The 23,567-nt window shown below is 63.4% G+C and carries 24 protein-coding genes; 5 read left to right on the forward strand and 19 right to left on the reverse strand.

The genetic code is table 11. The features are described 5' to 3' along the window. Positions 1-14: 14 nt before the first annotated feature. Positions 15-953 carry a methylenetetrahydrofolate reductase gene (locus tag WDU96_RS11785; RefSeq protein ID WP_337338719.1) on the reverse strand — a complete coding sequence of 313 codons (939 nt, stop codon included), beginning with the start codon at positions 951-953 and terminating at the stop codon, positions 15-17. Between the two features lie 233 nt (positions 954-1,186). Between WDU96_RS11785 and WDU96_RS11790 the strand changes: the two genes are divergently transcribed. Then, complete coding sequence (locus tag WDU96_RS11790) at positions 1,187-3,115, forward strand: S9 family peptidase (RefSeq protein ID WP_337338720.1); 1,929 nt, start codon at positions 1,187-1,189, stop codon at positions 3,113-3,115. 12 nt (positions 3,116-3,127) lie between these two features. Here WDU96_RS11790 and hflX read toward each other — a convergent pair whose 3' ends face one another. Continuing rightward, positions 3,128-4,645: a GTPase HflX gene (gene hflX / locus WDU96_RS11795; RefSeq protein WP_337338721.1), complete on the reverse strand. Its 1,518-nt coding sequence runs from the start codon at positions 4,643-4,645 to the stop codon at positions 3,128-3,130. An 84-nt stretch (positions 4,646-4,729) separates the two neighbouring features. Here hflX and WDU96_RS11800 point away from each other — a divergent pair, with 84 nt between their 5' ends. Further along, positions 4,730-5,371, forward strand: coding sequence for a class I SAM-dependent methyltransferase (locus WDU96_RS11800; protein WP_337338722.1), 642 nt, complete (start codon positions 4,730-4,732; stop codon positions 5,369-5,371). A 7-nt stretch (positions 5,372-5,378) separates the two neighbouring features. Here WDU96_RS11800 and dapF read toward each other — a convergent pair whose 3' ends face one another. From dapF to WDU96_RS11875, 15 genes are all read right to left on the reverse strand, one after another. After that, positions 5,379-6,248 (reverse strand): diaminopimelate epimerase, encoded by an 870-nt coding sequence (gene dapF, locus WDU96_RS11805; protein WP_337338723.1) that lies wholly within the window; start codon positions 6,246-6,248, stop codon positions 5,379-5,381. Positions 6,249-6,316: 68 nt separating this feature from the next. Then, positions 6,317-7,261 (reverse strand): tRNA (adenosine(37)-N6)-dimethylallyltransferase MiaA, encoded by a 945-nt coding sequence (gene miaA, locus WDU96_RS11810; RefSeq protein WP_420063961.1) that lies wholly within the window; start codon positions 7,259-7,261, stop codon positions 6,317-6,319. A 5-nt stretch (positions 7,262-7,266) separates the two neighbouring features. Then, the gene (gene miaB / locus WDU96_RS11815; RefSeq protein WP_337338920.1) at positions 7,267-8,817 is read right to left on the reverse strand and encodes a tRNA (N6-isopentenyl adenosine(37)-C2)-methylthiotransferase MiaB; all 1,551 of its coding nucleotides are present in this window, start codon (positions 8,815-8,817) and stop codon (positions 7,267-7,269) included. 98 nt (positions 8,818-8,915) lie between these two features. Then, on the reverse strand, positions 8,916-9,551 hold the full coding sequence (locus tag WDU96_RS11820) for a regulatory protein RecX (RefSeq protein WP_337338725.1): 636 nt from the start codon (positions 9,549-9,551) through the stop codon (positions 8,916-8,918). A 2-nt stretch (positions 9,552-9,553) separates the two neighbouring features. Beyond that, positions 9,554-10,606: a recombinase RecA gene (recA, locus tag WDU96_RS11825; RefSeq protein WP_337338726.1), complete on the reverse strand. Its 1,053-nt coding sequence runs from the start codon at positions 10,604-10,606 to the stop codon at positions 9,554-9,556. Between the two features lie 252 nt (positions 10,607-10,858). Beyond that, the gene (locus WDU96_RS11830; RefSeq protein ID WP_337338727.1) at positions 10,859-11,083 is read right to left on the reverse strand and encodes a DUF3046 domain-containing protein; all 225 of its coding nucleotides are present in this window, start codon (positions 11,081-11,083) and stop codon (positions 10,859-10,861) included. Between the two features lie 12 nt (positions 11,084-11,095). Next, complete coding sequence (locus WDU96_RS11835) at positions 11,096-11,404, reverse strand: helix-turn-helix domain-containing protein (protein ID WP_337338728.1); 309 nt, start codon at positions 11,402-11,404, stop codon at positions 11,096-11,098. 184 nt (positions 11,405-11,588) lie between these two features. Further along, positions 11,589-12,065 (reverse strand): CinA family protein, encoded by a 477-nt coding sequence (locus tag WDU96_RS11840; RefSeq protein ID WP_337338729.1) that lies wholly within the window; start codon positions 12,063-12,065, stop codon positions 11,589-11,591. After that, complete coding sequence (pgsA, locus tag WDU96_RS11845; RefSeq protein ID WP_337338730.1) at positions 12,062-12,631, reverse strand: CDP-diacylglycerol--glycerol-3-phosphate 3-phosphatidyltransferase; 570 nt, start codon at positions 12,629-12,631, stop codon at positions 12,062-12,064. The genes WDU96_RS11840 and pgsA overlap by 4 nt, the downstream gene beginning before the upstream one ends. A 21-nt stretch (positions 12,632-12,652) precedes the next feature. After that, positions 12,653-15,355: a DNA translocase FtsK gene (locus WDU96_RS11850; protein WP_337338731.1), complete on the reverse strand. Its 2,703-nt coding sequence runs from the start codon at positions 15,353-15,355 to the stop codon at positions 12,653-12,655. 138 nt (positions 15,356-15,493) lie between these two features. Then, positions 15,494-17,170 carry a ribonuclease J gene (locus tag WDU96_RS11855; protein WP_337338732.1) on the reverse strand — a complete coding sequence of 559 codons (1,677 nt, stop codon included), beginning with the start codon at positions 17,168-17,170 and terminating at the stop codon, positions 15,494-15,496. Between the two features lie 78 nt (positions 17,171-17,248). Beyond that, complete coding sequence (gene dapA, locus WDU96_RS11860) at positions 17,249-18,226, reverse strand: 4-hydroxy-tetrahydrodipicolinate synthase (protein WP_337338733.1); 978 nt, start codon at positions 18,224-18,226, stop codon at positions 17,249-17,251. A gap of 23 nt (positions 18,227-18,249) precedes the next feature. Further along, the gene (locus tag WDU96_RS11865; RefSeq protein WP_337338734.1) at positions 18,250-19,014 is read right to left on the reverse strand and encodes an SDR family NAD(P)-dependent oxidoreductase; all 765 of its coding nucleotides are present in this window, start codon (positions 19,012-19,014) and stop codon (positions 18,250-18,252) included. Then, on the reverse strand, positions 19,011-19,532 hold the full coding sequence (locus tag WDU96_RS11870; protein WP_337338735.1) for a dihydrofolate reductase: 522 nt from the start codon (positions 19,530-19,532) through the stop codon (positions 19,011-19,013). The genes WDU96_RS11865 and WDU96_RS11870 overlap by 4 nt, the downstream gene beginning before the upstream one ends. After that, a complete protein-coding gene (locus WDU96_RS11875; RefSeq protein ID WP_337338736.1) occupies positions 19,529-20,338 on the reverse strand; it encodes a thymidylate synthase in 810 nt (269 codons plus the stop codon). Before WDU96_RS11875 ends, WDU96_RS11870 begins: the two co-directional genes overlap by 4 nt. 71 nt (positions 20,339-20,409) lie before the next feature. Between WDU96_RS11875 and WDU96_RS11880 the strand changes: the two genes are divergently transcribed. From WDU96_RS11880 to WDU96_RS11890, 3 genes are all read left to right on the forward strand, one after another. Further along, positions 20,410-20,847 (forward strand): TlpA family protein disulfide reductase, encoded by a 438-nt coding sequence (locus tag WDU96_RS11880; protein ID WP_337338737.1) that lies wholly within the window; start codon positions 20,410-20,412, stop codon positions 20,845-20,847. A 103-nt stretch (positions 20,848-20,950) separates the two neighbouring features. Then, a complete protein-coding gene (locus tag WDU96_RS11885) occupies positions 20,951-21,376 on the forward strand; it encodes an OsmC family peroxiredoxin (RefSeq protein ID WP_337338738.1) in 426 nt (141 codons plus the stop codon). Beyond that, positions 21,369-22,283, forward strand: a complete 915-nt coding sequence (locus WDU96_RS11890; RefSeq protein ID WP_337338739.1) for a TIGR01777 family oxidoreductase — start codon at positions 21,369-21,371, stop codon at positions 22,281-22,283. The genes WDU96_RS11885 and WDU96_RS11890 overlap by 8 nt, the downstream gene beginning before the upstream one ends. 8 nt (positions 22,284-22,291) lie before the next feature. On the opposite strand, the gene WDU96_RS11895 is transcribed toward WDU96_RS11890, so the two are convergent. Next, positions 22,292-22,741, reverse strand: coding sequence for a tetratricopeptide repeat protein (locus WDU96_RS11895; protein WP_337338740.1), 450 nt, complete (start codon positions 22,739-22,741; stop codon positions 22,292-22,294). Further along, entirely contained in the window at positions 22,738-23,556 is an 819-nt protein-coding gene (gene dapB, locus WDU96_RS11900) for a 4-hydroxy-tetrahydrodipicolinate reductase (protein ID WP_337338741.1), read from the reverse strand. The genes WDU96_RS11895 and dapB overlap by 4 nt, the downstream gene beginning before the upstream one ends. Positions 23,557-23,567 lie beyond the last annotated feature (11 nt).

The following is a 23,567-nucleotide window of genomic DNA, read 5'->3' on the forward strand; positions in this document are numbered from 1 at the left end:
TCTTCTCTGGTCACTCAGCCGTCGGTGGTCACGCCGGCATCGCGAAGCACTGCGAGCACGGTGTCGTGATTGTTGAACGCGTAAAGGTGAATCCCCGGCGCTCCGCCTGCGAGCACCTCACGCACCAGAGCTGATGCATGCGCAATCCCGATCTGCTGCTGTCCTTCGGGCGTCGGCTCGACCTCGAGCGCAACGGACAGTTCAGCGGGCATCGGTTCGCCGCTCAACTCGATGGTGCGGCGCAGCCGAGCTGGTGTAGTAACCGGCATGATGCCCGGCAGGATCGGAATGGTCACGCCAGCCGCTCTCGAACGTTGAACGAAAGAGAGGTAGTCGTCAGCGTGGAAGAACAGCTGCGTAATAGCGAGAGTTGCTCCCGCCGCTTGCTTTGCAAGCAGAGCGTCGATGTGCTCGTTGGCATAGCGCGAGCGTGGGTGCCCATTCGGGAACGCTGCCACAGCGATGTCGATGTTGTCGCGACGAGCGACTCGCGCGGCACCAGGTACGCCAGGCACAGGTTCTTCGCGATACGGCGTGCGCTCTGCCTGCACCCGATCGATGAGCTGCACAAGCTGCGCTGCGCTTTCGAGGTCTCCCAAAAATTGATCGTCTTCACTGACGCCCGGGGGCGGGTCACCCCGCAATGCCAGGAAACTCCCGATTCCTGCGTCGAGAAACTCGCGAATCAGGGCGTTCGTCGTCTCGTATGTGCTGCCTACGCAGGTCAGGTGGGCGAGCGGCTCCACATTCGTCTCATTGAGGATGTGGCTCAGCAGTTCGAGCGAACGCCCACCCGTCGTGCCCCCGGCGCCATAGGTGACTGAGATGAACCGCGGGTTGACCGTAGCCAGTCGTTGAATCGTCTGATGAAGCTTCGGCCACGCCGCCTCGGAGCGGGGCGGGTACACCTCAAAAGATATCGGCACGGGTGGTGCGCTCAGGTCGATTGACATGGGGTGATCTTCGGGTAAGAGGACGATTACGGGCCGGACGGCCGCGGACATACACCCGGGCGAAAGCCGCCGAGCTGTGCCATCGCGGGCGGATGCCGGGCTCGGCTGTCGCTCCATTGCCGTCGGCGTTCCAGGGAAGAAGACGTCAGGCGACGATGGTTCCAAGGTAGCGGACGGGATGACGTGCGTCGCGGCATGTGTCACCGTGTTTCGCTTTCGCCTACCGTGGAAGAGTGACTACTTCGCTCGCCTACGGCACTTGGCCGTCTCCGCTCACCGCAGCTTCTGTCTCGACGGCATCTCCGCGCCTTGAAGGCGCCCAATACGTCGGCGATGACGTGTGGTGGGGGCAGTCTGTCGCGGCTGAAGGCGGACGCACGACGGTGATGCGGCGAACGGCCACATCGCCCCCAGAATCGTTGCTCGTTGCACCATGGAATGCTCGCTCGAGCGTGCACGAGTACGGCGGTGGCGCCTGGGCGGCGTGTGAAGACGGTGTGCTCGTGTTCGTAGAGAAGACGGATCAGCGTGTCTGGCTCGTGCGCCCGGGCGGCGACCCGCGAGCCCTCACGCCAGAGTCGGGAGGCTATCGCTTCGGCGGACTGAGCGTGCAGCACGGCCGGCTATTGGCAATCCGTGAAACGCACGGTGATTCGCCCACTCCGCTGCGCGACATCGTAGAGATCTCAATGGATGCCTCTGCGGATCGTGACGGCAGCGCTGTCACAGTTCTCGCGAGCCACAGCACGTTCGTTGCGCAACCCGCGCTGTCGCCAGACGGCACGATGCTGGCATGGATCGCGTGGGATCACCCCCACATGCCGTGGGACGAAACCCAGTTGCGGGTGAAGCAGCTGGCGGCGAGCCTCGACGATTTCATCACGGTTGCGGGCGGAAACGGCAGCGCGCCCCTGCAGCCCGTATGGACCTCTCCCGCGGAACTCACCTACACCGACGACGAATCAGGGCGTTGGAACCTCATGCGCGTCACCCCGGGCCCAGACGGCGCCGCTCCTCGTGCGCTCGCGCCGGCGAACGCCGACACCGGCGGCGGATTGTGGGTACTGGGGCTGCGCTGGTTTGGGGTGCTGGCTGATGGCCGCATAGTGGCCATACGAACCAACGGCATCGACGAAGTAGTGGTGATTGAGCCTGACGGCACCGCGACTGCCCTGCCAATCGATGTCATGGCCAACACTGTCATCGAAGCGGCCCGAGGCCATGAGGTGCTGATCTCGACGTCGGGCGCCGACGGCAGCGCGACCATCTGGCGCGTTGACGTCGATCAGCCAGAGCGCGCCGAGCGAGTTGCCGGTGGCGCACCGGCGTGGGTCAAAGAGTGGATGCCGCGCGCGCGCCCATTCGTCGTTGAGGGCGCACGTGGCCCGGTGTACTCCTTCGATTTTCCGCCGACCAACCCGAATGTGCGCGCGCCAGTGAACGAGCGACCACCATACGTCGTGTTCGTACACGGTGGTCCGACAAGCCATGTGGGTGGCGCAGCATCCGGAAAGATCGCCTACTTGACCAGCCGCGGAATCGGTGTGCTCGATGTGAACTATGGCGGTTCTACGGGCTATGGGCGAGAGTATCGAGAACGACTACTCGGGCAGTGGGGCGTCGTAGACGTGGAGGATGTGATCGCGGCCGCTCAAGGGCTCGCCGAAGCGGGCATTGCCGATCCGCATCGGCTTGCTATCGCGGGCGGATCCGCGGGTGGGTGGACAGTGCTGTGCGCGCTCGCGCAATCAGATGTCTTCGGGGCGGGGATCAGCCGATACGGCGTTGCCGACCTGCGCCGTCTCGCCGAAGACACTCACGACTTTGAAGCGCGCTATCTCGACAGCATGGTCGGACCGCTGCCCGAAGCTGAGCAGCTGTACATCGATCGCTCGCCGCTGTCGCGCCTCGACCAGTTCACGACGCCGCTGCTGATCGAGCAGGGACTGGATGATCTCGTGGTGCCACCGTCTCAATCCGAGGCAGTGCGTGATGCTCTTGCCACCGCGGGTATCGCGCACGCTTACCTCGCCTTCGAGGGAGAAGGCCATGGCTTCCGCCGCGCCGAGACCATCGAGGCGACCCTCAAAGCCGAGATCGCCTTCATCGGTGCTGTCTTCGACTTCGCGCCGGCCGATGTTCCGCCGATCGAACTCGACTAGGTTCGCGCCGGACTACTGCACGAATTCGGCGAGCCGCGCGGCGAGGTGACTTCCCACGCGCACGTGAATCGCGGTACCGGTCTCTTCGTGACGCTGGTCGAGAATCATGCCGTGCTCGTGAATAGCCGAGATCAAATCTCCTCTGTCGTAAGGAACGAGAAGGTTCAGTTCGACGGCCGGTAGCGGCAGCGCGGCTTCGATTGCTGCGCGCAGCTCGTCGATTCCCTCGCCAGAGCGCGACGAGACGAAAACCGATTTCGGTTCCAGACCACGCAGTACCAGCCGCGTGTCTTCATCGATCAGGTCGGCCTTATTGAAGACGACAAGTTCGGGAAGGTCACGTGCCCCGACGTCGCCGATAACGTCACGCACGGTGGCGAGCTGAGCGGCAGGGTCGGGGTGCGAGCCGTCGACCACGTGCACAATGACATCGGATGCGCCCACTTCTTCGAGGGTTGAACGGAATGCTTCGACCAGTTGATGCGGCAGGTTGCGCACGAATCCCACCGTGTCCGTGAGGGTGTAGATGCGCCCGTCTGCGGTGATAGAACGCCGCACTGTTGCATCCAGAGTCGCGAACAGCGCGTTCTCTACCAAGACACCGGCGCTGGTCAGGCGATTGAGCAGGCTAGATTTTCCGGCGTTGGTGTAGCCGGCGATTGCAACGGAAGGGATCGTATTGCGCTTGCGTTCAGCACGCTTGGCATCGCGAGCCGGTGCGAAATCTCGGATCTGGCGCCGAAGCTGCGCCATCTTCGTTCGAATCCGACGCCGATCGAGCTCGATCTTGGTCTCGCCGGGGCCGCGAGAGCCCATACCGGCGCCGCCGGCGCCCACCTGGCCACCAGCCTGGCGGCTCATCGAGTCTCCCCAACCGCGCAGACGCGGGAGCAGGTACTCGAGCTGCGCAAGCTCGACCTGAGCTTTGCCCTCCCGGCTCTTCGCGTGCTGACTGAAAATGTCAAGAATCACCGTGGTGCGGTCGATCACCTTGACCTTGACGACATCTTCAAGCGCGCGACGCTGGCTTGGTGCTAGCTCCGTGTCGGCGATGACGGTGTCAGCTCCCACTGCCGCGACGATGCCGCGCAGCTCTTCAGCTTTGCCGCTGCCGATATACGTCGCTGGATCGGGGTGGGGCCGGCGTTGAAGGACTGCGTCGAGCACCACAGCCCCCGCTGTTTCGGCCAACGCCGCGAGTTCACGCAACGAGTTCTCGGCGTCTTCTTGGTCGCCCTGGGGATGGACCCCGACGAGAACGACGTTCTCGAGTCGAAGCTGGCGGTACTCGACCTCGGTGACATCTTCGAGTTCGGTGGAAAGGCCAGGAATGCGACGAAGTGCAGCCCGTTCTTCTCGATCCCACTGGTCTCCATCGTTGGAGGTGTGACCGACCGTGGCGTCGTCTTGCAGCGCCTGCGCCCCACCGAACACTCGCACACCCGAACGCGCCTCGGCGCGTGCCAGCACTCGGTCCACCGGATCAATCGTGGTGTCGTCTGTGTCTGTCGGTGCGGTGGTATCGGTCATGGGTTCCTTTCGTTGTGCCTCTCCAGTAGCATCCGTAACTCTAGCCTCCCGCACTGAGCGTTACCTCCGCTACGATCTGAAGCCATGGGCAGTGACCACTACTTCAGCGCGTCACCCGGCAGTGCTGAGAAACTTCGCCGCATCAACGTGACGCTTGACGGCCACGAGGTTGCCGTGACGACAGCCGGGGGAATTTTCAGTCCCGACCACGTCGATACCGGTACGGCGGTGTTGCTTTCGCACACCCCGCCTCCCCCGCCCGGGGGCAATCTGCTCGATCTTGGGTGCGGGTGGGGGCCGATCTCGCTAACGCTCGCAATGCAAGCGCCGCACGCCACAGTGTGGGCTGTGGATGTGAATGAACGTGCCCTTGATCTGGTTCGTCAGAACGCCGAAGAACACGGTCTGTCGAATGTCAACGCGGTGCTGCCCGACGATGTTCCCGATGACGTGGTTTTTCGCACCATCCGTTCGAACCCACCCATCCGTGTGGGAAAGAACGAATTGCACGCCCTGATGCAGCGGTGGATTCCACGCTTGGAAGAGCGATCGGATGCTTGGCTGGTCGTACAGCGAAACCTCGGCTCAGACTCACTGCAGCGCTGGCTCGCAGCGACGTTCGAAACCGGTTTCAGCGTGCACCGCTCGTCGACCGCCAAAGGCTTCAGAGTGCTGAAGGTCAGGCACCATGGCTCGCCGGTGAGCGAACCAATCGCGTTGCCGTAGCTGATCGCTACGCGAGCGCGACCTCACCTGAATACACGAGGGTCGCTGGTCCCGAGAGCAGCACATGCTGCTCGCTTCCGACGTAGGACATGCGAACCCCGAGGGTGCCGCCGGGCACCGTGACGCTCCAGTGGTCGGGCGCCGCCGGACCCGCCCAGTGCCGCACGGCGAGCGCCGCTGCCGCCACCCCCGTGCCGCAGCTCAGAGTCTCTCCGACACCGCGCTCAAAGACGCGCATGGTGATCGACGCGACGCCGTTGTGCACCAGCGGATCGCCCGGCACCACGAACTCGATGTTCGCCCCGTGCGCCGGTTCTGGGTGCATCTGCGGCTGCGCCGCAAGGTCGATGCCAGTGAGTTCATCTTCGTCGGGCAATGCGACCACGACGTGTGGGTTTCCGACATCGATGCCAAGGCCGGGGCGAGGCGCTCCCCCACCGCGAACGCGTACGAGCACGTCAGCGGTGTCGACCGTCCACGCACCCAGGTCGACCTCATAGCCGTTGTCCGCGCGTGTGACGGCCTTGACGCCCGAGCGTGTGCCGATCTCGAGCGGTTCGGCACCGAGCGTCACGAACCCTGCCTGCACCAGGTAGTGGACGAACACGCGGATGCCGTTACCGCACATCTCCGCCTTGGACCCGTCGGCGTTGCGGTAGTCCATGAACCACTCGGCTCCGGATGCTGCAGCCACCGCGCCCTCGTCGATTGCGCGAGATCGGACTACTCGCAGAATGCCGTCGGCGCCGATTCCGAATCGGCGGTCACACAACACGGCAATCTGGTCGTCGCTCAGCGACAGTTGCCCATCGGGATCGGGGACGATCACGAAATCGTTGCCGGTGCCGTGACCTTTGGTAAACGCGATGGATGGCATGGCTCAAGTCTAGGCAGTCGTCGGGCGGGTACCGCTCGCCCGCCCGCTCGCTATCTGGCGGGGCTTCGCTATGAGACGTCGTCAAGCAGCTGTTGCACCGGGTGCTCGGGCTGTACCCACTGGAGCTGTGAGTACCGTTTGAACCATGACACCTGGCGGCGGGCATAGCGCCGCGTGAGCGCCTGCGTCTGCGCAATCGCCTCGGCCGGGGTGAGTTCGCCCTGCAACTGTGCAAGAGCCTGCGCGTAGCCGATCGCGCGCCGCGCGGTCACCCCCTGTTCAAGCCCTTGCTCACGAAGCTTCGTCACCTCGTCGAGAATCCCGTGCTGCCACATCGCCTCGACCCGCGCATCGAGACGCGGTACCAGCTCTTCGCGTGGCACCGCTACGCCGATAAGGCGCGTGTGTTCATGCCAGAGCGCCGGAGCCTCGGGAAGGGCTGCTCCGTGAGTTGTGGAGCCTTGAGCGAGCACTTCGAGTGCGCGCACGACGCGGCGGCCGTTCTTGGGATCTATTCGTGCGGCGGTCACGGGATCGGCCGCGCGGAGTCTCGCAAAAAGCACCCCAGGGCCGTGCGTCGTCAACTCGGCTTCAAGTTCGGCGCGTAACGCTTCGTCGTGCGGGGGAAACTGGAAATCGAAGATGACGCTCGAAACGTAGAGCCCCGAGCCGCCAACCAAGATCGCATCCGCACCTCGCGCGTGGATGTCAGTGATTGCTTCGCGTGCTGTCGGCTGGTACCAGGCCACGGCAGCCTCTTCGGTGACAGCGAGCGAGTCGAAGAGGTGATGGGCGATTCCGCGGCGCTCGTGAGGCGGGAGCTTTGCCGTACCGATATTCATTCCGCGGTACAGCTGCATCGCATCGGCGTTCACAATCTCGGCCGGCCTTCCGGCCCGCGCGAGGGCTTCAGCCAGGTTCAGCGATAGCGCAGTCTTGCCTGTGCCTGTTGCACCGACAACACCCCACACTGCAACCGAGGTGGTCTGGAGCGCGTTGGGCGCGGACGGCAGGCCGCTCACTCCCCCACGCGCAGCGAGGGAAGACCGAGCGACACCGCGCGGGGCGCCGCGTCAGCGGATGCAGAAGACGGCACGCCGCAGGACTCTGCTTGGGTGCGATCCCACGCGTCGCCGGATCGTGTGCGGCGGATGCGCAGGGGGGCACCATCGGGTGAATCTGCCAGCAGGTGGTACGGAGCCGCGTGGGTCACGACGACGGTGACAACGTCGCCCGGCCGCGGGCGCTCCGATCCCTCTGGCAGCTCGAAGTGCACGAGCCTGTTGTCTTCGGCACGACCGGTGAGACGGTGCGTCGCCGCATCCTTCTTGCCATCTGATGTGGAGACCAGCACGCGCACCTCGCGGCCGACCTGCTTCTGGTTCTCTTCGGTTGAGATGCGGTCCTGCAGGGCCAGCAGACGCTCGTAGCGCTCCTGAACGACCTCCTTGGGAACCTGATCGGGCATTGTCGCTGCCGGAGTACCTTCACGAATCGAGTACTGGAAGGTGAAGGCGCTCGTGAAGCGTGAGGCTTCGACAACCCGCATCGTCTCGTTGAAGTCTTCTTCGGTCTCGCCGGGGAACCCGACGATAATGTCGGTGGTGATGGCAGCGTCAGGCATCTGGGCTCGCACCCGATCAAGGATCCCGAGGAATTTGTCGCTGCGGTAGGAGCGGCGCATCGCTTTGAGAATCCGATCGCTGCCAGACTGCAGCGGCATATGCAACTGGGGCATCACGGCCGGCGTTTCGGCCATCGCATCGATCACGTCGTCTGTGAAGGCCGCAGGATGCGGGCTGGTGAAACGAATACGCTCGAGCCCCTCAATTGCGCCTGCCGCGCGGAGCAGCTTGCCGAATGCCAGGCGATCACCGAACTCGACTCCGTAGGAGTTGACGTTCTGCCCCAGGAGGGTCACTTCGGTGGCACCGTCTTCGACAAGCAGGCGGATCTCGTTGAGAATGTCGCCGGGGCGGCGATCCTTCTCTTTTCCGCGCAAGCTGGGCACGATGCAGAACGTGCAGGTGTTGTTGCATCCGACGGAAATAGATACCCAGCCGCTGTAGACGCTCTCACGCTTGGTGGGGAGAGTCGAGGGGAACACCTCGAGCGACTCGAGAATCTCGAATTCGGCTTCTCCGTTGTGGCGGGCGCGTTCGAGCAGACTCGGCAGCGAACCCATGTTGTGTGTTCCGAAGACCACATCAACCCAGGGTGCTTTCGTCTGCACGGCATCTTTGTCCATCTGGGCCATGCAGCCGCCAACGGCGATCTGCATGCCCTCGTGCTTGTCTTTGCGGGACTTCAAATGGCCGAGCGTTCCATAGAGCTTGCCCGCCGCGTTGTCGCGCACTGCGCAGGTATTGATGACGATGACGTCTGCCTCGACGCCTGGATCCGCTCGCACGTAACCAGCGCTGTCGAGCGAGCCGGAAAGCCGCTCGGAGTCGTGAACATTCATCTGGCAACCGAAGGTGCGCACTTCATAGGTGCGGGTTCGGCCATCGACGCCGACAGCTGCCTCGGAAGGCGCGATCAACGTCGGGGAACTTGATGGGGTCGACATGATGTATGCCATTCTACGAGCCGAGAGTGTGTACCGGCTGAGGCCCGCACCCGGTGGCGACTATCTGCCCTAGAACGTAGGCAAAGGACGCGACGAAGCTAGCTGAATCGAACGCCCGAGGAAGCGCGTCGCAACTCGTCTAGCGCGGTGCGAGCGGCGGTCATCGCAACGTGGCCGCCGAATCCTCGCCTGGCCAGCTGGCCGTGTAGTCGTCGCAGGGCAACATCGTTCTCAAGCGATGACATTCGCGACGCGCGACTTCGAGCGAACTCCAACGCGCGCTCGGCCTCGTCATCGCCGAGTGTGCTCAGCACCTCTTCTGCGAGGTCGCGGGCGATGCCTCGCTTGCTGAGGGTCTGCGCAATAGCGCCACGACCTTGGCCTTTGCGCTCCGCGCCCATGTACACGAGGTGTTCGGCAAGGACGGTGTCGTCGAGGTAACTCAGCCTCTCGAACTTCTCGATCAGCTCTTCGACGTGGTGTTCGCTGATCTCGTGATCGCGAAGGACGGCCCGCGCTTCAGCCACGGAGAGAGATCGTGAACGCAACTTTCGCAGAAGCTGGTTCTCCGCTGCTTCGCACGCCTCGTCTTCGCTGCGAGTGTCGACCAGCGAAGACGGCGAAGCCGACGAAGCCGACGAAGCCGACGAAGCGGGGAAGAGATCGATGACGGGGGCGAGATCCGAAGCCGCGGCAGCTGTATCGTCGCCCCCGCCGTCTGTAAAACGAACCATGATCAGGCCGGGCGGCGTGCCGCCAGCTCGTCAGCCTTTGAGGCTTCCGTCTCTTTCGGCTGGCCGATTCCCATCTTCACCTTGATCTTGCCTTCGATGTCAGCGGCAATATCGGGGTTTTTGAGGAGGAAGTTTCGCGCGTTCTCTTTGCCCTGGCCGAGCTGTTCACCGTCGTACGTGTACCACGCGCCCGATTTCTTCACGAGGCCGTGCTCAACGCCGAAGTCGATAAGACTTCCCTCGCGCGAGATACCGACGCCGTAGAGAATGTCGAACTCGGCCTGCTTGAAGGGCGGAGCCATCTTGTTCTTGACGATCTTGACGCGAGTGCGGTTTCCGACCGCGTCGGTGCCGTCTTTCAACGTTTCGATTCGGCGAATGTCCAGACGCACCGAGGCATAGAACTTGAGGGCCTTACCGCCAGCGGTCGTTTCAGGGGACCCGAAGAACACACCGATCTTCTCGCGCAGCTGGTTGATGAAGATCATCGTGGTGTTCGTCTGGCTGAGGCCACCGGTGAGCTTGCGCAAGGCCTGCGACATCAGTCGAGCCTGAAGTCCGACGTGAGTGTCACCCATCTCACCCTCGATCTCGGCCTTGGGCACCAGCGCGGCCACGGAGTCGATCACGATGAGGTCAATGGCTCCGGAACGCACGAGCATGTCGGCAATCTCAAGCGCCTGCTCTCCGGTATCGGGTTGCGAGACCAGCAAGGCGTCAATGTCAACGCCAAGCTTCTGCGCATAGTCAGGATCGAGAGCGTGCTCGGCATCGATGAATGCAGCAATACCGCCGGCCTTCTGGGCATTGGCGATGGCGTGGAGCGTCAGCGTCGTCTTACCGGAGGACTCGGGACCATAGATCTCGATGATGCGACCGCGGGGCAGGCCGCCGACGCCGAGAGCGACGTCCAGCGCGACGGAGCCGGTGGGAATGACTTCGACGGGAGCACGCTCGTCGCTGCCAAGACGCATCACCGAGCCCTTTCCGAACTGCCGGTCGATTTGTGCGAGGGCCGAATCGAGGGCCTTCTCGCGGTCAGCGGGTGAGGGCATAGCGTGCTCCTTAGATATGAGATCCGTCGCCTGTAGGCTGCCGCGATCCGCCTTCACAAGACGGGTGCTACGGCAAGGCATGAGGTGTCGATGTGACGTCATTCACGCTACGGGTGGCCTCCGACATCGATCGTCGGCACGCCCCTCGCGGTGGATGACGTTGCACCGTCACCTTCTGTGGAGGAGCCTACGCCGGTATCGAACAGATATTCGACGACACGCCGCTCGCAGCATCCACTGCATTCGGATCTCTTAGCGCCCTTTGGGCTCAAGTCGCCCCGCGCCATAACGGCGCTCAGGCGCGACATCCATCTCGACGCACAGCGCCAGCCAGATGTCTTTCGGGGGCAGGCCAGCTTCCATCGCTTCAGATGCGGTCCGATCGCCGAGAGACGTCAACACGAGGTCGTTGAGCACCGGCCCACCGCGCGCGCCGAACTCGTCTGAGACTGCGCGCTCAAATTCACTGCGACGCATCAGCCGTTTGGTTCAGCGAAGCGAGAGCTCAGCGTCGACCTCGGCGAGCAGATCATCGGGTACGACGTCAGGGAATGTCTGTAGACCCTCCATCACCGAAAGCCGATCTCCGACCTCACGCATGATGGTGGATATGGGTACATCAAGCGCTTCTGCGACAGACGCGAGAATCTCGCTCGATGCTTCTTTCTGGCCACGCTCCACTTCACTCAGGTAACCGAGCGCGACGCTTGCGCGGCTCGCAACCTGGCGGAGGGTGCGTCCCTTCTGTTGGCGAAAGTCACGAAGGACTTCGCCGATCTCTTGACGAACCAGGATCATGGGCCCCCTCCTCACTTCTGATTCCCGGGCTCTGAGAGCCATCCGGATGGATAACTTTACATCACCGTTCTTGGTGACAATCTAAACCCGTGAGCTGGGCATATGGCGGGAATCGAAGAAAGTAACCGACACGAAACATAAATTGTTCCCGTCTCGCACCAGAATTCTCGCAAGCTGCGCAGGCTCAGGGCGCCTGCAACGCCGAAAGACACAGTGCAAGCGCATGATCAACGCTCTGGGCGCGAATTTCGGCGCGGTCACCATCCAAATCGAGCGCGGCCACGGAACAGCCGTCGGGAGTCGACACCGCGACGTAAACGGTGCCCACCGGGTGACCGTCTTGCTCCAGGGGGCCAGCGACCCCCGTGGTGGCGAGGCCAACATCCGAGTCAAGCGCACGCCGCACGCCCACGGCCATCTGCTCCGCGACATCAGGATGCACCGGCCCGCTCTCCTTCAGGAGGTGAGCATCGACGCCGAGCACCGTTTCTTTGACGTCGGTGGCGTAGGCGATTACTCCCCCACGCATATGCGTCGATGCTCCCGAGATGCCCACGATCTCGGCGGCCAGCAAGCCGCCGGTGAGCGATTCCGCAGTCGCAATAGACCATCCGCGCTTCGAGAGCGCTTCGAGCACCTCAGCGGCCCGACCTTGGGTCAACTGGTCTTCGCCTTTCGAGAAGCGCGGACTTCGCTCACGATGTAGTCGATCCCGCTGGCAATCGTCAGTGCAACCGCGATAGCCATGGTGACGCCGTTCACCCACCAGATCCACTCGCCCACGAGGGTCCACAGCGGCAGCAGAGCCAGTGACAGCGCAACACCCTGCGCGACTGTCTTGAGCTTGCCCATCCACGCCGCAGCCAGCACGTGGTCGCTGACGACCACGAAGCGATAGACCGTAATGCCGATTTCACGGATCAGCACGACAACGGTCACCCACCACGGCAACTCGAGCAGAATCGACAGACCGACAAAAGCAACGCCGGTGAGGACTTTGTCGGCGATTGGGTCAAGAAGTTTGCCGAGGTCGGTGACGATGTTGTACTTGCGGGCTATGTACCCGTCGATGCCATCGGTGGCGATAGCAACGATGAAAAGCACGGCCGCCCACCAGCGCAGCGCTCCGTCGGCTCCCCCATCTGCCAGCAGCATCCATAGAAACACCGGTGCGCAGAGAATTCGCGCGATCGTGATCGCGTTGGGAAGTTGACGAGGAACAGCCATGTGCAGAGCCTATCGGTCGGATCAGTCGCGGCCCGTCAGACCCCAGGCGTCTTCAGAGTCGTCGGCGACTTCAACGACCGGCACACCGTCATACTGGGCAGCAACGGCATCTGGGCCGTAGCCGTCGGCAGCCGGGGCGGGCGCCGGAGCGGGCGCGTCGTCGCCGCGGAGGCGGGCGAGAACTTCGGGCAGCTGCTCGGCGGTGACCATCACGTCACGCGCCTTGGAGCCTTCAGACGGTCCCACGATCTCGCGTGCTTCGAGAAGGTCCATCAACCGACCCGCCTTCGCGAAACCGACCCTGAGTTTGCGTTGCAGCATCGAGGTGGATCCGAACTGTGTGGAAACGATCAGTTCTGCGGCGGCAAGCAGCAGTTCAAGATCATCGCCGATGTCTGCGTCGATGGTCTTCTTCTCCACGACCGCATCGACATCATTCCGATACTCCGGCCGCGCCTGCTGTGTGACGTGTTTGACGACCCGCTCGATCTCCGCTTCGCTCACCCATGCGCCCTGCACGCGGATCGCCTTTGACGTACCCATCGGCAAGAACAGCCCGTCGCCCTGGCCGATCAGGCGGTCGGCGCCCGGCTGGTCCAGAATGACGCGAGAGTCGGTCACGCTGGTGACAGCGAAGGCGAGTCGCGAGGGCACATTGGCCTTGATCAAACCGGTGACCACGTCGACGGAAGGCCGCTGAGTCGCGAGCACCAGGTGGATGCCGCTTGCTCGCGCCAGCTGCGTGATCCTCACGATCGAATCTTCCACGTCACGAGGAGCGACCATCATGAGGTCAGCGAGCTCATCGACTACCACCAGCAGGTAGGGGTACGGCTTCAGGACGCGCTCGCTGCCTTCGGGCAGGTTGATCTCGCCAGCGACCACAGCTTTGTTGAAGTCGTCGATGTGGCGGTAGCCGAACGACGCGAGGTCGTCGTAGCGCATGTCCATCTCTTTCACGACCCACTGCAGCGCTTCGGCGGCCTTCTTGGGGTTTGTGATGATGGGTGTGATGAGGTGCGGCACCCCAGCGTACGAGGTCAGCTCGACGCGTTTCGGGTCGATCAGCACCATGCGCACATCGCTCGGCTTGGCCTTCATGAGCAGACTCGTGATCATCGAGTTCACAAAGCTCGACTTGCCCGAGCCTGTGGAGCCAGCCACCAAGAGGTGAGGCATTTTCGCGAGATTCGCCACCACGAACCCGCCACCGACATCTTTTCCGACGCCGATCGTCATGGGGTGAGTCGACTGCGTGGCGTTCTGCGAACGCAGCACATCGCCGAGCGTCACGATCTCGCGATCAGCGTTCGGGATCTCGACGCCAATGGCGCTCTTGCCCGGAATAGGAGCGAGAATTCTGACCTCGTTGGACGCGACCGCGTATGCGAAGTTGTTCTGAAGGGCGGTGATTCGCTCGACTTTGACGCCGTGCCCGACTTCGATTTCGTACTGCGTAACCGTGGGCCCGCGCGAGAACCCCGTGACCTTCGCGTTCACCCCGAACTGCTCGAGGACGCTGGTGATGGCCCGCACGGTGTCGTCGTTGGCCTGCGAGCGCGCCTTGGGCGGTGTTCCCTCGCCCAGCGCGTTCACCGAGGGCAGTCGGTAGGGCAATGGCGGCGCCTCTCGCGGTGTATCCGCACCGATGCCGGCCACCCCAGGAAGCTCACCATCTGCGGTGGGGTCTTGATCGTAGTCATCGCGAAGCGACACTCCCGACGGCTGGCCCGCGGCCACGCCAGCGAGCGCCGTTGCGTCGAAGACCTCAGTGAGCGCATCGGGTGCGGCGGTCGGCGCCGGTGCGGCAACGGGCGGCTCGATGGCCTGCTCGAAGCCACCGTCAGTGGTGCCGACGGACAGCAGTTCGGTGAGATCCTGCGAGCCCAGCTCACTCTCGTCGTCCTGCTCACGACCCGTGCGATTGCGGCGCCACCATGGCAGAGAAGAGTCCGCGGAATCGTCTTCGTCAGAAGGCACCGCGTCTTTGCCCTGTGAGCTCATGTCGGACTTCTCATCTGGCTGCGCGTCGAATGCCCAGGTGTAAAGCTCACCAAGTCGTCGGCCAATGCGGTTCGGCGGGGTCTTGGTGATGATGAGCACGCTGAGCAACGCGAGCAGGCTGAGAACGATGTACGCGCCGATATCGGTGAGCACCACGGCGAGCGGCTCGCCGATCATCCACCCGAACAATCCGCCGGCTTGGCTGAGCGCGGGAAGCCCTTCGCTCGGCTGGGGGCGACCACCTGCAACGTGGCAGAAACCGGCGATCGTGAGTATGAGCAGGCCGAAGCCGATCCCGAGCCGACCGTTGTCGTGCACCGACGATGGATGCCGAAACATCCACCCGGCAAGGAGCAAGAGCAGCACCGGCAAGATGAAAGCTTCCCGCCCGAGAAGACCACCCACGGTATAGGCGCTGATCGTCGTCGCGACCTCATTGCCGATGAAGAACCACTCGACCGTGCTTCCGACGATCGCGAGGAGCACCAGCAAAAAGGGGAACCCGTCGCGGCGCTGGTCTTTCTCCAGTGACTCAGGGCCGAAAGCTCGAAAGAGCCCACCCGTCGCGTGAGCGAGCCCAAGCCAAGCGCGCACCACGACGGGGGGCTTCTCGGGTTCGCCTACGTACTTTTTGGGCGCGGGGGCAGGCTTCGCCGCGCGCGAGTTCGATGCTTTCGCGGGCGCGCCACCTTTGGTGGTCGGGCTTGTAGTCCTGGCCATTCCTCCACGCTACGCCGCGGCACCGACATTTCCGCGGAACGACGCGGCGCCCGACGAGACGCGTCGGTGGCGACCGGCGCGAGATTGAGCGGGGGCGCGCCACCGTCGTGTCGCGTCGCGCCCAGCCGAGCAGGTGGTCTACGCCTCGATGACGAGCGGCACGATCATCGGACGTCGACGCAGCGCCTGGTTCACCCATCTGCCGATCGTGCGACGAACAACCTGCGACAGCGCGTGCGAGTCACGCACACCTGAGCGTGCGGCTTCTTCAAGCGCCGCAGCGATCTTCGGCTTGACGCTCTCGAACACATTGTCGTCTTCTGCGAAACCGCGCGCGTGAATCTCGGGACCCGAGATGATGCGCCCGGTTGCGGCGTCAACCACCACGATCACCGAGATGAAGCCTTCTTCGCCCAGGATGCGACGATCCTTCAGATCCGCGTCGGTGATCTCTCCTACGGTCGAACCATCGACGTACACGAAACCGAGGTCGAGCTGCCCCACGACCTGCGCATCGCCGTCACGGAGGTCGATGACCGTGCCGTTCTCGCCAATGATCGTGCGGTCAGATTCAACGCCGGTGTCTTGAGCGAGTTGGGCGTTCGCGATCAGGTGTCGGTATTCGCCGTGAATCGGCAAGACGTTCTTGGGCTTGAGGATGTTGTAGCAGTACAGCAGCTCACCGGCAGCAGCGTGCCCGGAAACGTGAACCTTCGCGTTGCCCTTGTGGACGACATGGGCACCGAGCTTGGTAAGACCATCAATCACCCGATACACGGCGTTCTCGTTGCCCGGAATAAGGCTCGACGCCAGAATCACCGTGTCGCCAGGCCCTGGCTCGATCGCGTGATCGAGATTCGCCATGCGGCTGAGCACCGCCATCGGCTCGCCCTGCGAGCCCGTCGACATGTAGACGATCTTGTCTTCGGGAAGGTCCTTGGCCTTTTTATAGTCGATCAGCACACCCTCGGGAACCTTCAGGTAGCCGAGATCAGCAGCGATCGTCATGTTGCGCACCATGCTCCGCCCGAGCAGCGCGACACGACGCCCGTGGGCATGCGCTGCGTCGAGCACCTGCTGCACGCGGTGAACGTGGCTTGAGAAGCTGGCGATCACCACACGCCGCGGAGCCTTGGAGATGACCTGCTCCAGGACGGGTCCAATGTCGCGTTCAAGCGGAGTGAATCCGGGAACGTCGGCGTTGGTCGAGTCGACGAGGAAAAGGTCAACGCCTTCTTCGCCCAGGCGCGAGAAGGCGCGCAGGTCGGTGAGGCGGCCGTCCAGCGGCAGTTGGTCCATCTTGAAGTCGCCGGTGGCGAGAACGAGACCAGCAGGGGTTCGGATTGCGACAGCGAGCGCATCGGGAATGGAGTGGTTGACCGCGATGAACTCGAGATCGAAGGGTCCCAGCTTCTCGCTCTGCCCCTCGGCGACGGTCAAAGTGAAGGGACGGATCCGGTGCTCTTTGAGCTTTGCCTCGATGAGGGCAAGAGTAAGGCCCGACCCGATGAGTGGGATGTCCTTCTTCATCTTCAGCAGGTACGGCACGGCGCCGATGTGGTCTTCGTGGCCGTGCGTCAGCACGACCGCGACGATATCGTCAAGGCGACCCTTGATGGGCTCAAAGTCGGGCAAGATCAGGTCGACACCCGGCTGGTGCTCTTCGGGGAACAACACCCCGCAGTCCACGATGAGCAGCTTGCCCTCGAACTCGAATACGGTCATGTTGCGACCGATCTCACCGAGACCGCCGAGCGGGGTGACCCGCAGCGTTCCGGGCTCGAGTGCGGGCGGGTCGTAGACGGTGCGGGGCATGGTCATCTCCTCAGGATGCCGAAGCATCCAATATCCAATGGGTCCGCGCGCGAAGTGCGTGTCGCGGACTGAAGTACTTCATCGCGTGGTGCCCGACACCTTCGGCAAAGCGCCACCGGCGGCGGCATTGCGGTCAGGTCGGAAATTCGAGAAATCGACACTCGGGACGTTGGTCACGAGGGCAAGCTCGTCTTCGATTGCCGCCGCTTCCCACTCTTCTGGGCCGACAAGGGGCAGGCGCACGCGGGGGCTCGCGATTCGACCGAGCCCGTGCAGGATGTATTTCGCCGACACCGTGCCCGGAACATGCGTCATCACTGCGCGCACGAGCGGTTCCAGCTGCTTGTGCGCGGCAGTCGCAGCAGCAAGGTCGCCGCGGTTCACAGCGTCGACGATCTCGCGGTACGGCTGCGCGGCAATGTTGGCGGTTACGCCGATCATGCCGCTCGCACCGATCGACAGGTGCGGAAGAACGTTGGCGTCGTCACCGGAGAAGTACAACAAGTCAGTTTGGTTGAGCACGCGGCTCACCTCGCTGAAGTCGCCCTTCGCATCTTTCACCGCGACGATATTGGGGTGCTTTGCCAGCCGCAGGATCGTCTCGTATTTGATTGGCACACCGGTGCGACCGGGAATGTCGTAAAGGATCACGGGCAGATCGGTGGCATCGGCCACCAGCCGGAAGTGCGTCAGAATGCCCGCCTGTGTGGGCTTGTTGTAGTAAGGGGTGACGATCATGATGCCGTCAGCGCCCGCGCGCTCACTCGCCTTATAGAGCTCTATCGCGTGGGCAGTCTCGTTCGAACCGCCGCCCGTGATGATCTTCGCGCGCCCAGACGCAACATCTTTGCCGACCTCGACCAGCCGCAGCTTCTCTGCGTCGGTAAGCGTCGAGGTCTCGCCGGTCGTTCCCGTGACGACGATGCCGTCAGCACCGGCGGTGATCACGTCGTCGACGTGTTTTTCCACCCCGGCCCAGTCAACCTCGCCGTCCGCCGTCATCGGAGTGACGAGCGCGACCATTACCTGACCGAAGGGATTGCCAATATGAGCCACCCCTCAACAGTACCGGGTGCGTGCTATCTGCCCGATTCCCCCACACGTGCAGCCAACACCGCTGGCACAAACCGCGTCAGAGCGACAAGCAGCGAGTACCGCTTCGAGGGGACAGACACAGCTTTGCCTCGAGCAACATCGCGCAGCGCATCACCGACGACTCGATCAGCATCCAGCCACATCCACCCAGCGACCCCCTCGTTTCCGGGAGCCAGACCCATTCGTTCGTGAAAGTTGGTGTGAGTGAACCCGGGACACACCGCTGTGACTGTCACGCCGCGCCGCGCGTAAGCTCCGTTGGCCCACTGGCTGAAGCTCACGAGCCAGCGCTTGCACGCGCCGTAGGTGGAGCGCGGCGTGTACGCCGCAACGCTGGCAACGTTGACGATGCGGCCGTGGCCGCGCTCGAGCATGGCTCCTAGCGCCGCATGGGTGAGGCGCATGGGAACTTCGACGTGCAGGTCGAGGTGACGTACCTCGTCTTCGATGTCGTTCTTGTCGAACTCCAGCGGCAACCCGAAGCCGGCATTGTTGATCAGAATCTCGATGGGGTGATCTGAGTCGGCGACCCGCCGCTCGACCTTCTCACGCTGGTGCGTCTTCAGAAGGTCGATCGCCATGACCTCCACGTTCACGCCGTGGGCGGAGCGCAGTCGCGTCGCGAGGGATTCAAGGGCCGGATGGTCGCGGGCGACAAGAACGAGATTTGCGCCGCGCTGAGCGAGTTGGCGTGCGAATTCGGCGCCGAGTCCGGAGCTGGCGCCGGTGATCAATGCGGTTTTGCTCATTCGTTCTTCCTGTCGTCGCGTTCACACGTCACAAAGCGATATCGAATCCCGCTCGACGATAGATGCCAGCCTGCAGAAGGATCCTCGGCGGTCGTGTGCCATCCCGACCGCGACGGGGCGAAGGTGTCTCCTGCAGTGGCGAGATCGAGCTGCGTCACTTCGAGCCTCGTCGCGTGTTGCATGCTCTCGGCAAACAACGCTCCGCCGCCAATCACCCACGCCCAATCCGTGCTCGAGTCATCAACCAGCGCGATCGCGCTCTCGAGTGAGCTCACGCGTTCCGCGCCAGTGGCTGTCCAGTTCTCGTTTCGAGTGACCACGATGTTGCGGCGGTCGCGCAACGGACGGAATCTTTCGGGCAGCGATTCCCACGTGCGACGCCCCATGATCACCGGGGCGCCGATGGTCACCGCTTTGAAGTGCGCGAGATCTTCGGGAACGTGCCACGGCATTCCGCCATCAGCGCCGATCACACCCCCTTCGGCTTCAGCCCAAACCAGACCAATGAGAACGCTCATACCGCCACGGCGCCCCGGATCGCGGGATGGTGCTGGTAATCCTCGACGACAAAGTCCTCGAACGCGTAGTCGAAAACGGAATCAGGCTGGCGGCCGAATCGAAGCGTCGGGTAAGGATAGGCCTCTCGGCTCAGCTGCTCGCGTACTTGCTCGCGATGATTGTCATAGATGTGGCAGTCTCCGCCAGTCCAGACGAAATCCCCCGGCTCGAGTCCTGTCTGCTGCGCGACCATCAGCGTGAGCAGCGCGTAGGAGGCGATATTGAAGGGAACCCCCAAGAAGAGGTCTGCGCTGCGTTGATAGAGCTGGCACGACAGCCTTCCGTCTGCTACGTAGAACTGAAACAGCGCATGACACGGAGCGAGCGCCATGTTGGGAATATCTGCAGGATTCCACGCCGAGACGATGAGGCGTCGCGAGTCGGGATTGACGCGGATCTGTTCGATCACTTCTGTGATCTGGTCGATCTGCGCACCGTTCGGCGAGGGCCATGAGCGCCACTGCACGCCGTAAACAGGGCCGAGTTCACCGCGCTCATCGGCCCATTCGTCCCAAATGGTGACACCGTTTTCTTGGAGCCATTGCACATTGGATTCGCCACGCAGAAACCACAGCAGTTCATAGGCGATCGATTTGAAGTGCACCCGCTTGGTGGTGATCAGCGGAAAGCCCTGCGAGAGATCGAATCGGATCTGGCGACCGAAAGCGCTCGTCGTCCCCGTCCCGGTGCGGTCTGCCTTGTGGGTGCCATTTTGCAGCACATCCCGCAAGAGGTCTTCGTATGGAGTGGGAGTTGGCGACGTCACGGCGCCCACTTTACCGCCGGCTTTGGGGCGTGTGGCGACGATCACCGTGAAAGGGGATACCCTTGCGTGTTGTGAACCTCGTCGACGTCCTCATTGTCATCGCCGCCTTGCTCGCGCTGACAACGGCCGTAGTGGCGGTACTGCATTGGATGCAATCGCGCCCGAGGCGAAGCATCGACCACGAGGTGATTCAACCTCAGCGACTTGGCGCCGATGCGCTCGGCGACGTCGCGACCCTCTTGCAGTTCAGCACTGAAGCAGGCGCTCGTTGCCCGAGCGTGCACAAGACTCTCGCTGACGTCGCCGCCGACCACGTGGGAGTTCGCCACCTCGACATCGACTTGACTCACCGCCCCGACATCGCGCGACACTTTCAGGTACTGCAGACGCCCACCACGCTTGTACTGGACCGCGATGGCGCGGTGCAGACGCGCTTCGGGGGAACACCGGGCCGCCACGTGCTGGAGCTTGAGCTGTCACGCCTCGGCGCCGAGATACCACACGCCTGATCAGCGCGCTGCTTCGACGGAATCTCTCGCGCAGATCGCGGTCGCCGGTTAGGCTGACCGCGACGCGTAAGGACTCCCCGGCGCGTGAAACAGGAGGCTACCCATGACAGTCACGAGCGAAGCAACCACCGCCTGGGAGGGTGACCTCGCAACCGGATCAGGCGCCGTCACTTTGGTGTCGTCGGGTCTTGGCAGTTTCGATGTGAATTGGAAGGCGCGCAGCGAAGGCTCGACGTCGATGACGACCCCCGAAGAGCTGCTGGCTGCCGCGCACGCGTCGTGCTTCAGCATGGCGCTGTCTCACGCCCTCGGTCAGAATGGCACACCGCCAGAACGCATCGACGCGACAGCGTCGGTGTCGTTCACTCCCGGCACCGGAATCACCGGCAGCCACCTCAACGTCAATGCCGTGGTCCCCGGGCTGAGTGCCGAGGATTTCGAACGTTTCGCCGCAGAGGCGAAAGCCGGTTGCCCGGTCTCGCAGGCGCTCGCAGGGATTGAGATCACGCTCGAGGCGACGCTTGCCTGAAGCACGCCCCGATTCCCGAGTCGTTGTCGCCGGAGCCTCTGGCCTGGTTGGCACCGCTCTTGTCGACAGCCTGCGAGCAGATGGCATCGCCGTCACCACTCTCGTGCGGCGACCCGCGACCGGCGCAGACGAAGTGCAGTGGCTCACCGATACTGACAGCCTCGACCCTGACGTTCTCGCCGGGGCAAGCGCTGTGGTGAGCCTCAACGGCGCTAGCATCGGACGCTTCCCGTGGACAAGTTCCTACCGCAACACTTTGCTCTGGTCGCGCATTGCCCCGACGCGGGCTATCGCTCAGGCGATCAGAGCCCTTGGAACGGATGCGCCTGCCTTCTTGAGTGCATCCGCGGTGGGTTTTTACGGCTCGGCGCCCGGAGTCGTCCTCACCGAGCGTGCTGGGCGAGGTGAAACCTTTCTCGCTGATCTTTGCGGTGAATGGGAGACAGCTGCACTCGGTGCTGGCGACGCCGCGCGAGTCGCGCGCCTTCGCACCGCTCCGATCGTCCACCGCGAAGGCGTGCTCAAACCCATGATTGTGCTCACCAAGGCGGGAGTGAGCGGAAAGATCGGCCGCGGGACGCAGGCGTGGCCATGGATCTCGCTCGATGACGAAGTTCGCGCGATTCGACACGTGATCGACTCCGAGATATCTGGCGCCGTCAACCTATCGGGGCCCACCCGCGCCACCGCGAACGATCTCGGTTTCGCGCTGGCGGTCAGGATGAACCGTCCGTTTGTGCTGCCCGCACCGGTGTGGGCGATGAAAGCGGCTCTGGGCTCTGATGCCGTCGAATCGTTGCTCACCAGCGACGCTCACGTCGTGCCCGAGGTGCTGAGCGAGTCAGGATTCACTTTCACTCACGCCACCGTCGATGAGGCGGTCGCCGCTGCGCTACCCGCCGCATAGGTCTGATCTCAGCCGCGCCGCTGTCGCGCTTCGAGGATGATCGCGCGTCTGATCGCACCGCGAGCCCGACGGCGATCACCCGACGCGTCATAAGCGATGCCCAGGCGATACCATCCAGCCCAGTCGTCGGGGTTCTGCTCGACGGCGCTGCGGTAGTGGGGGAACAACGCGTCTGCGTCTTCGCGCACCACACGGCCACTGGGACGGACAGAGACCGGTTCGTCAGGGAGGGCCCCGGCTGCCTCTAACCGACGACCGAGTTGGTCTGCACGAACCCCGAACCACAGTTCACGCCCCAGCGCCCAAAGCGCGATGAGCGGCAGCACGACCAGCGCTGCGCCCATCAGGATGCCGACGGGGTCTGCAGAGATGAGCAAGAGCCACGCACGCTGACCCACGAGGAGTACGTACAGCAACAACAGCACCGCCATGACGGCGACCCCGATGCGTGCGCTCATGTGCTCGTTGCCTGCGCCACCTGGCCGGGGACGCCGCCGTCGTCAAAGGGCTTCGCGTCGCTTCTGCGCGAGCCGGGCGGGCGGATGCCGATGTCAAGAAAGCTATCGAGTCCGACCGTGACTCCGCTCGCATCGCGCGCAGCGGCAAGTGCCAACCGGATGCCAGGCGCGTAGGCCAGAGCCGGTTCTACGGTGTCGTGCACGATCGTGAGCGACTCTCCTGCCCCCGACAGAACCGTCTCTTGCTTGGCGACAACCCCCGGCCGGCGAAGGGAGTGAATCGGAACGCTCGCCACCTGCTGTCCGCGCGCGCGTTGGTCGACGTGCGGTGACTCCACCGGCCCTACCGATGTGCGCGCGGCAGCGATCATCTCAGCGGTGCGCACAGCCGTGCCACTGGGGGAATCGATCTTTGACTCACGGTGGGCTTCGACGATCTCAATCGAAGGAAAGAACGGCGCTGCCGCGGCTGCAAGTGCAGAGCCCAGCACCGATCCGAGCGAGAAGTTGGGGATGAACACGACACCCGTCTCGGCGGCTTTCACGAGAGGCCGCACCTGCGCAATTCGCTCGGCGGACCAACCGGAAGTTCCCACGAGCACGTTGATGCCGAGATCGATCGCTGCACGGACCACATCGATCGACACCGCGGGAGTGGAAGCATCCACCACCAGATCGGCGCCCGCAATCTCGGAAAGGTCGGAGCGCGAAGTGAGCACCGCCGAAACCTCGAACTCGTCTTCAGCCTCAACCACGGATCGGATTATTCCGCCGAGTTTGCCGGTGCCGCCTACTATCGCCACGCGCGTCGTCATGGCCTCCATCC

This window comes from Microbacterium marmarense (assembly GCF_037204165.1).
Lineage (GTDB): Bacteria > Actinomycetota > Actinomycetes > Actinomycetales > Microbacteriaceae > Microbacterium > Microbacterium marmarense.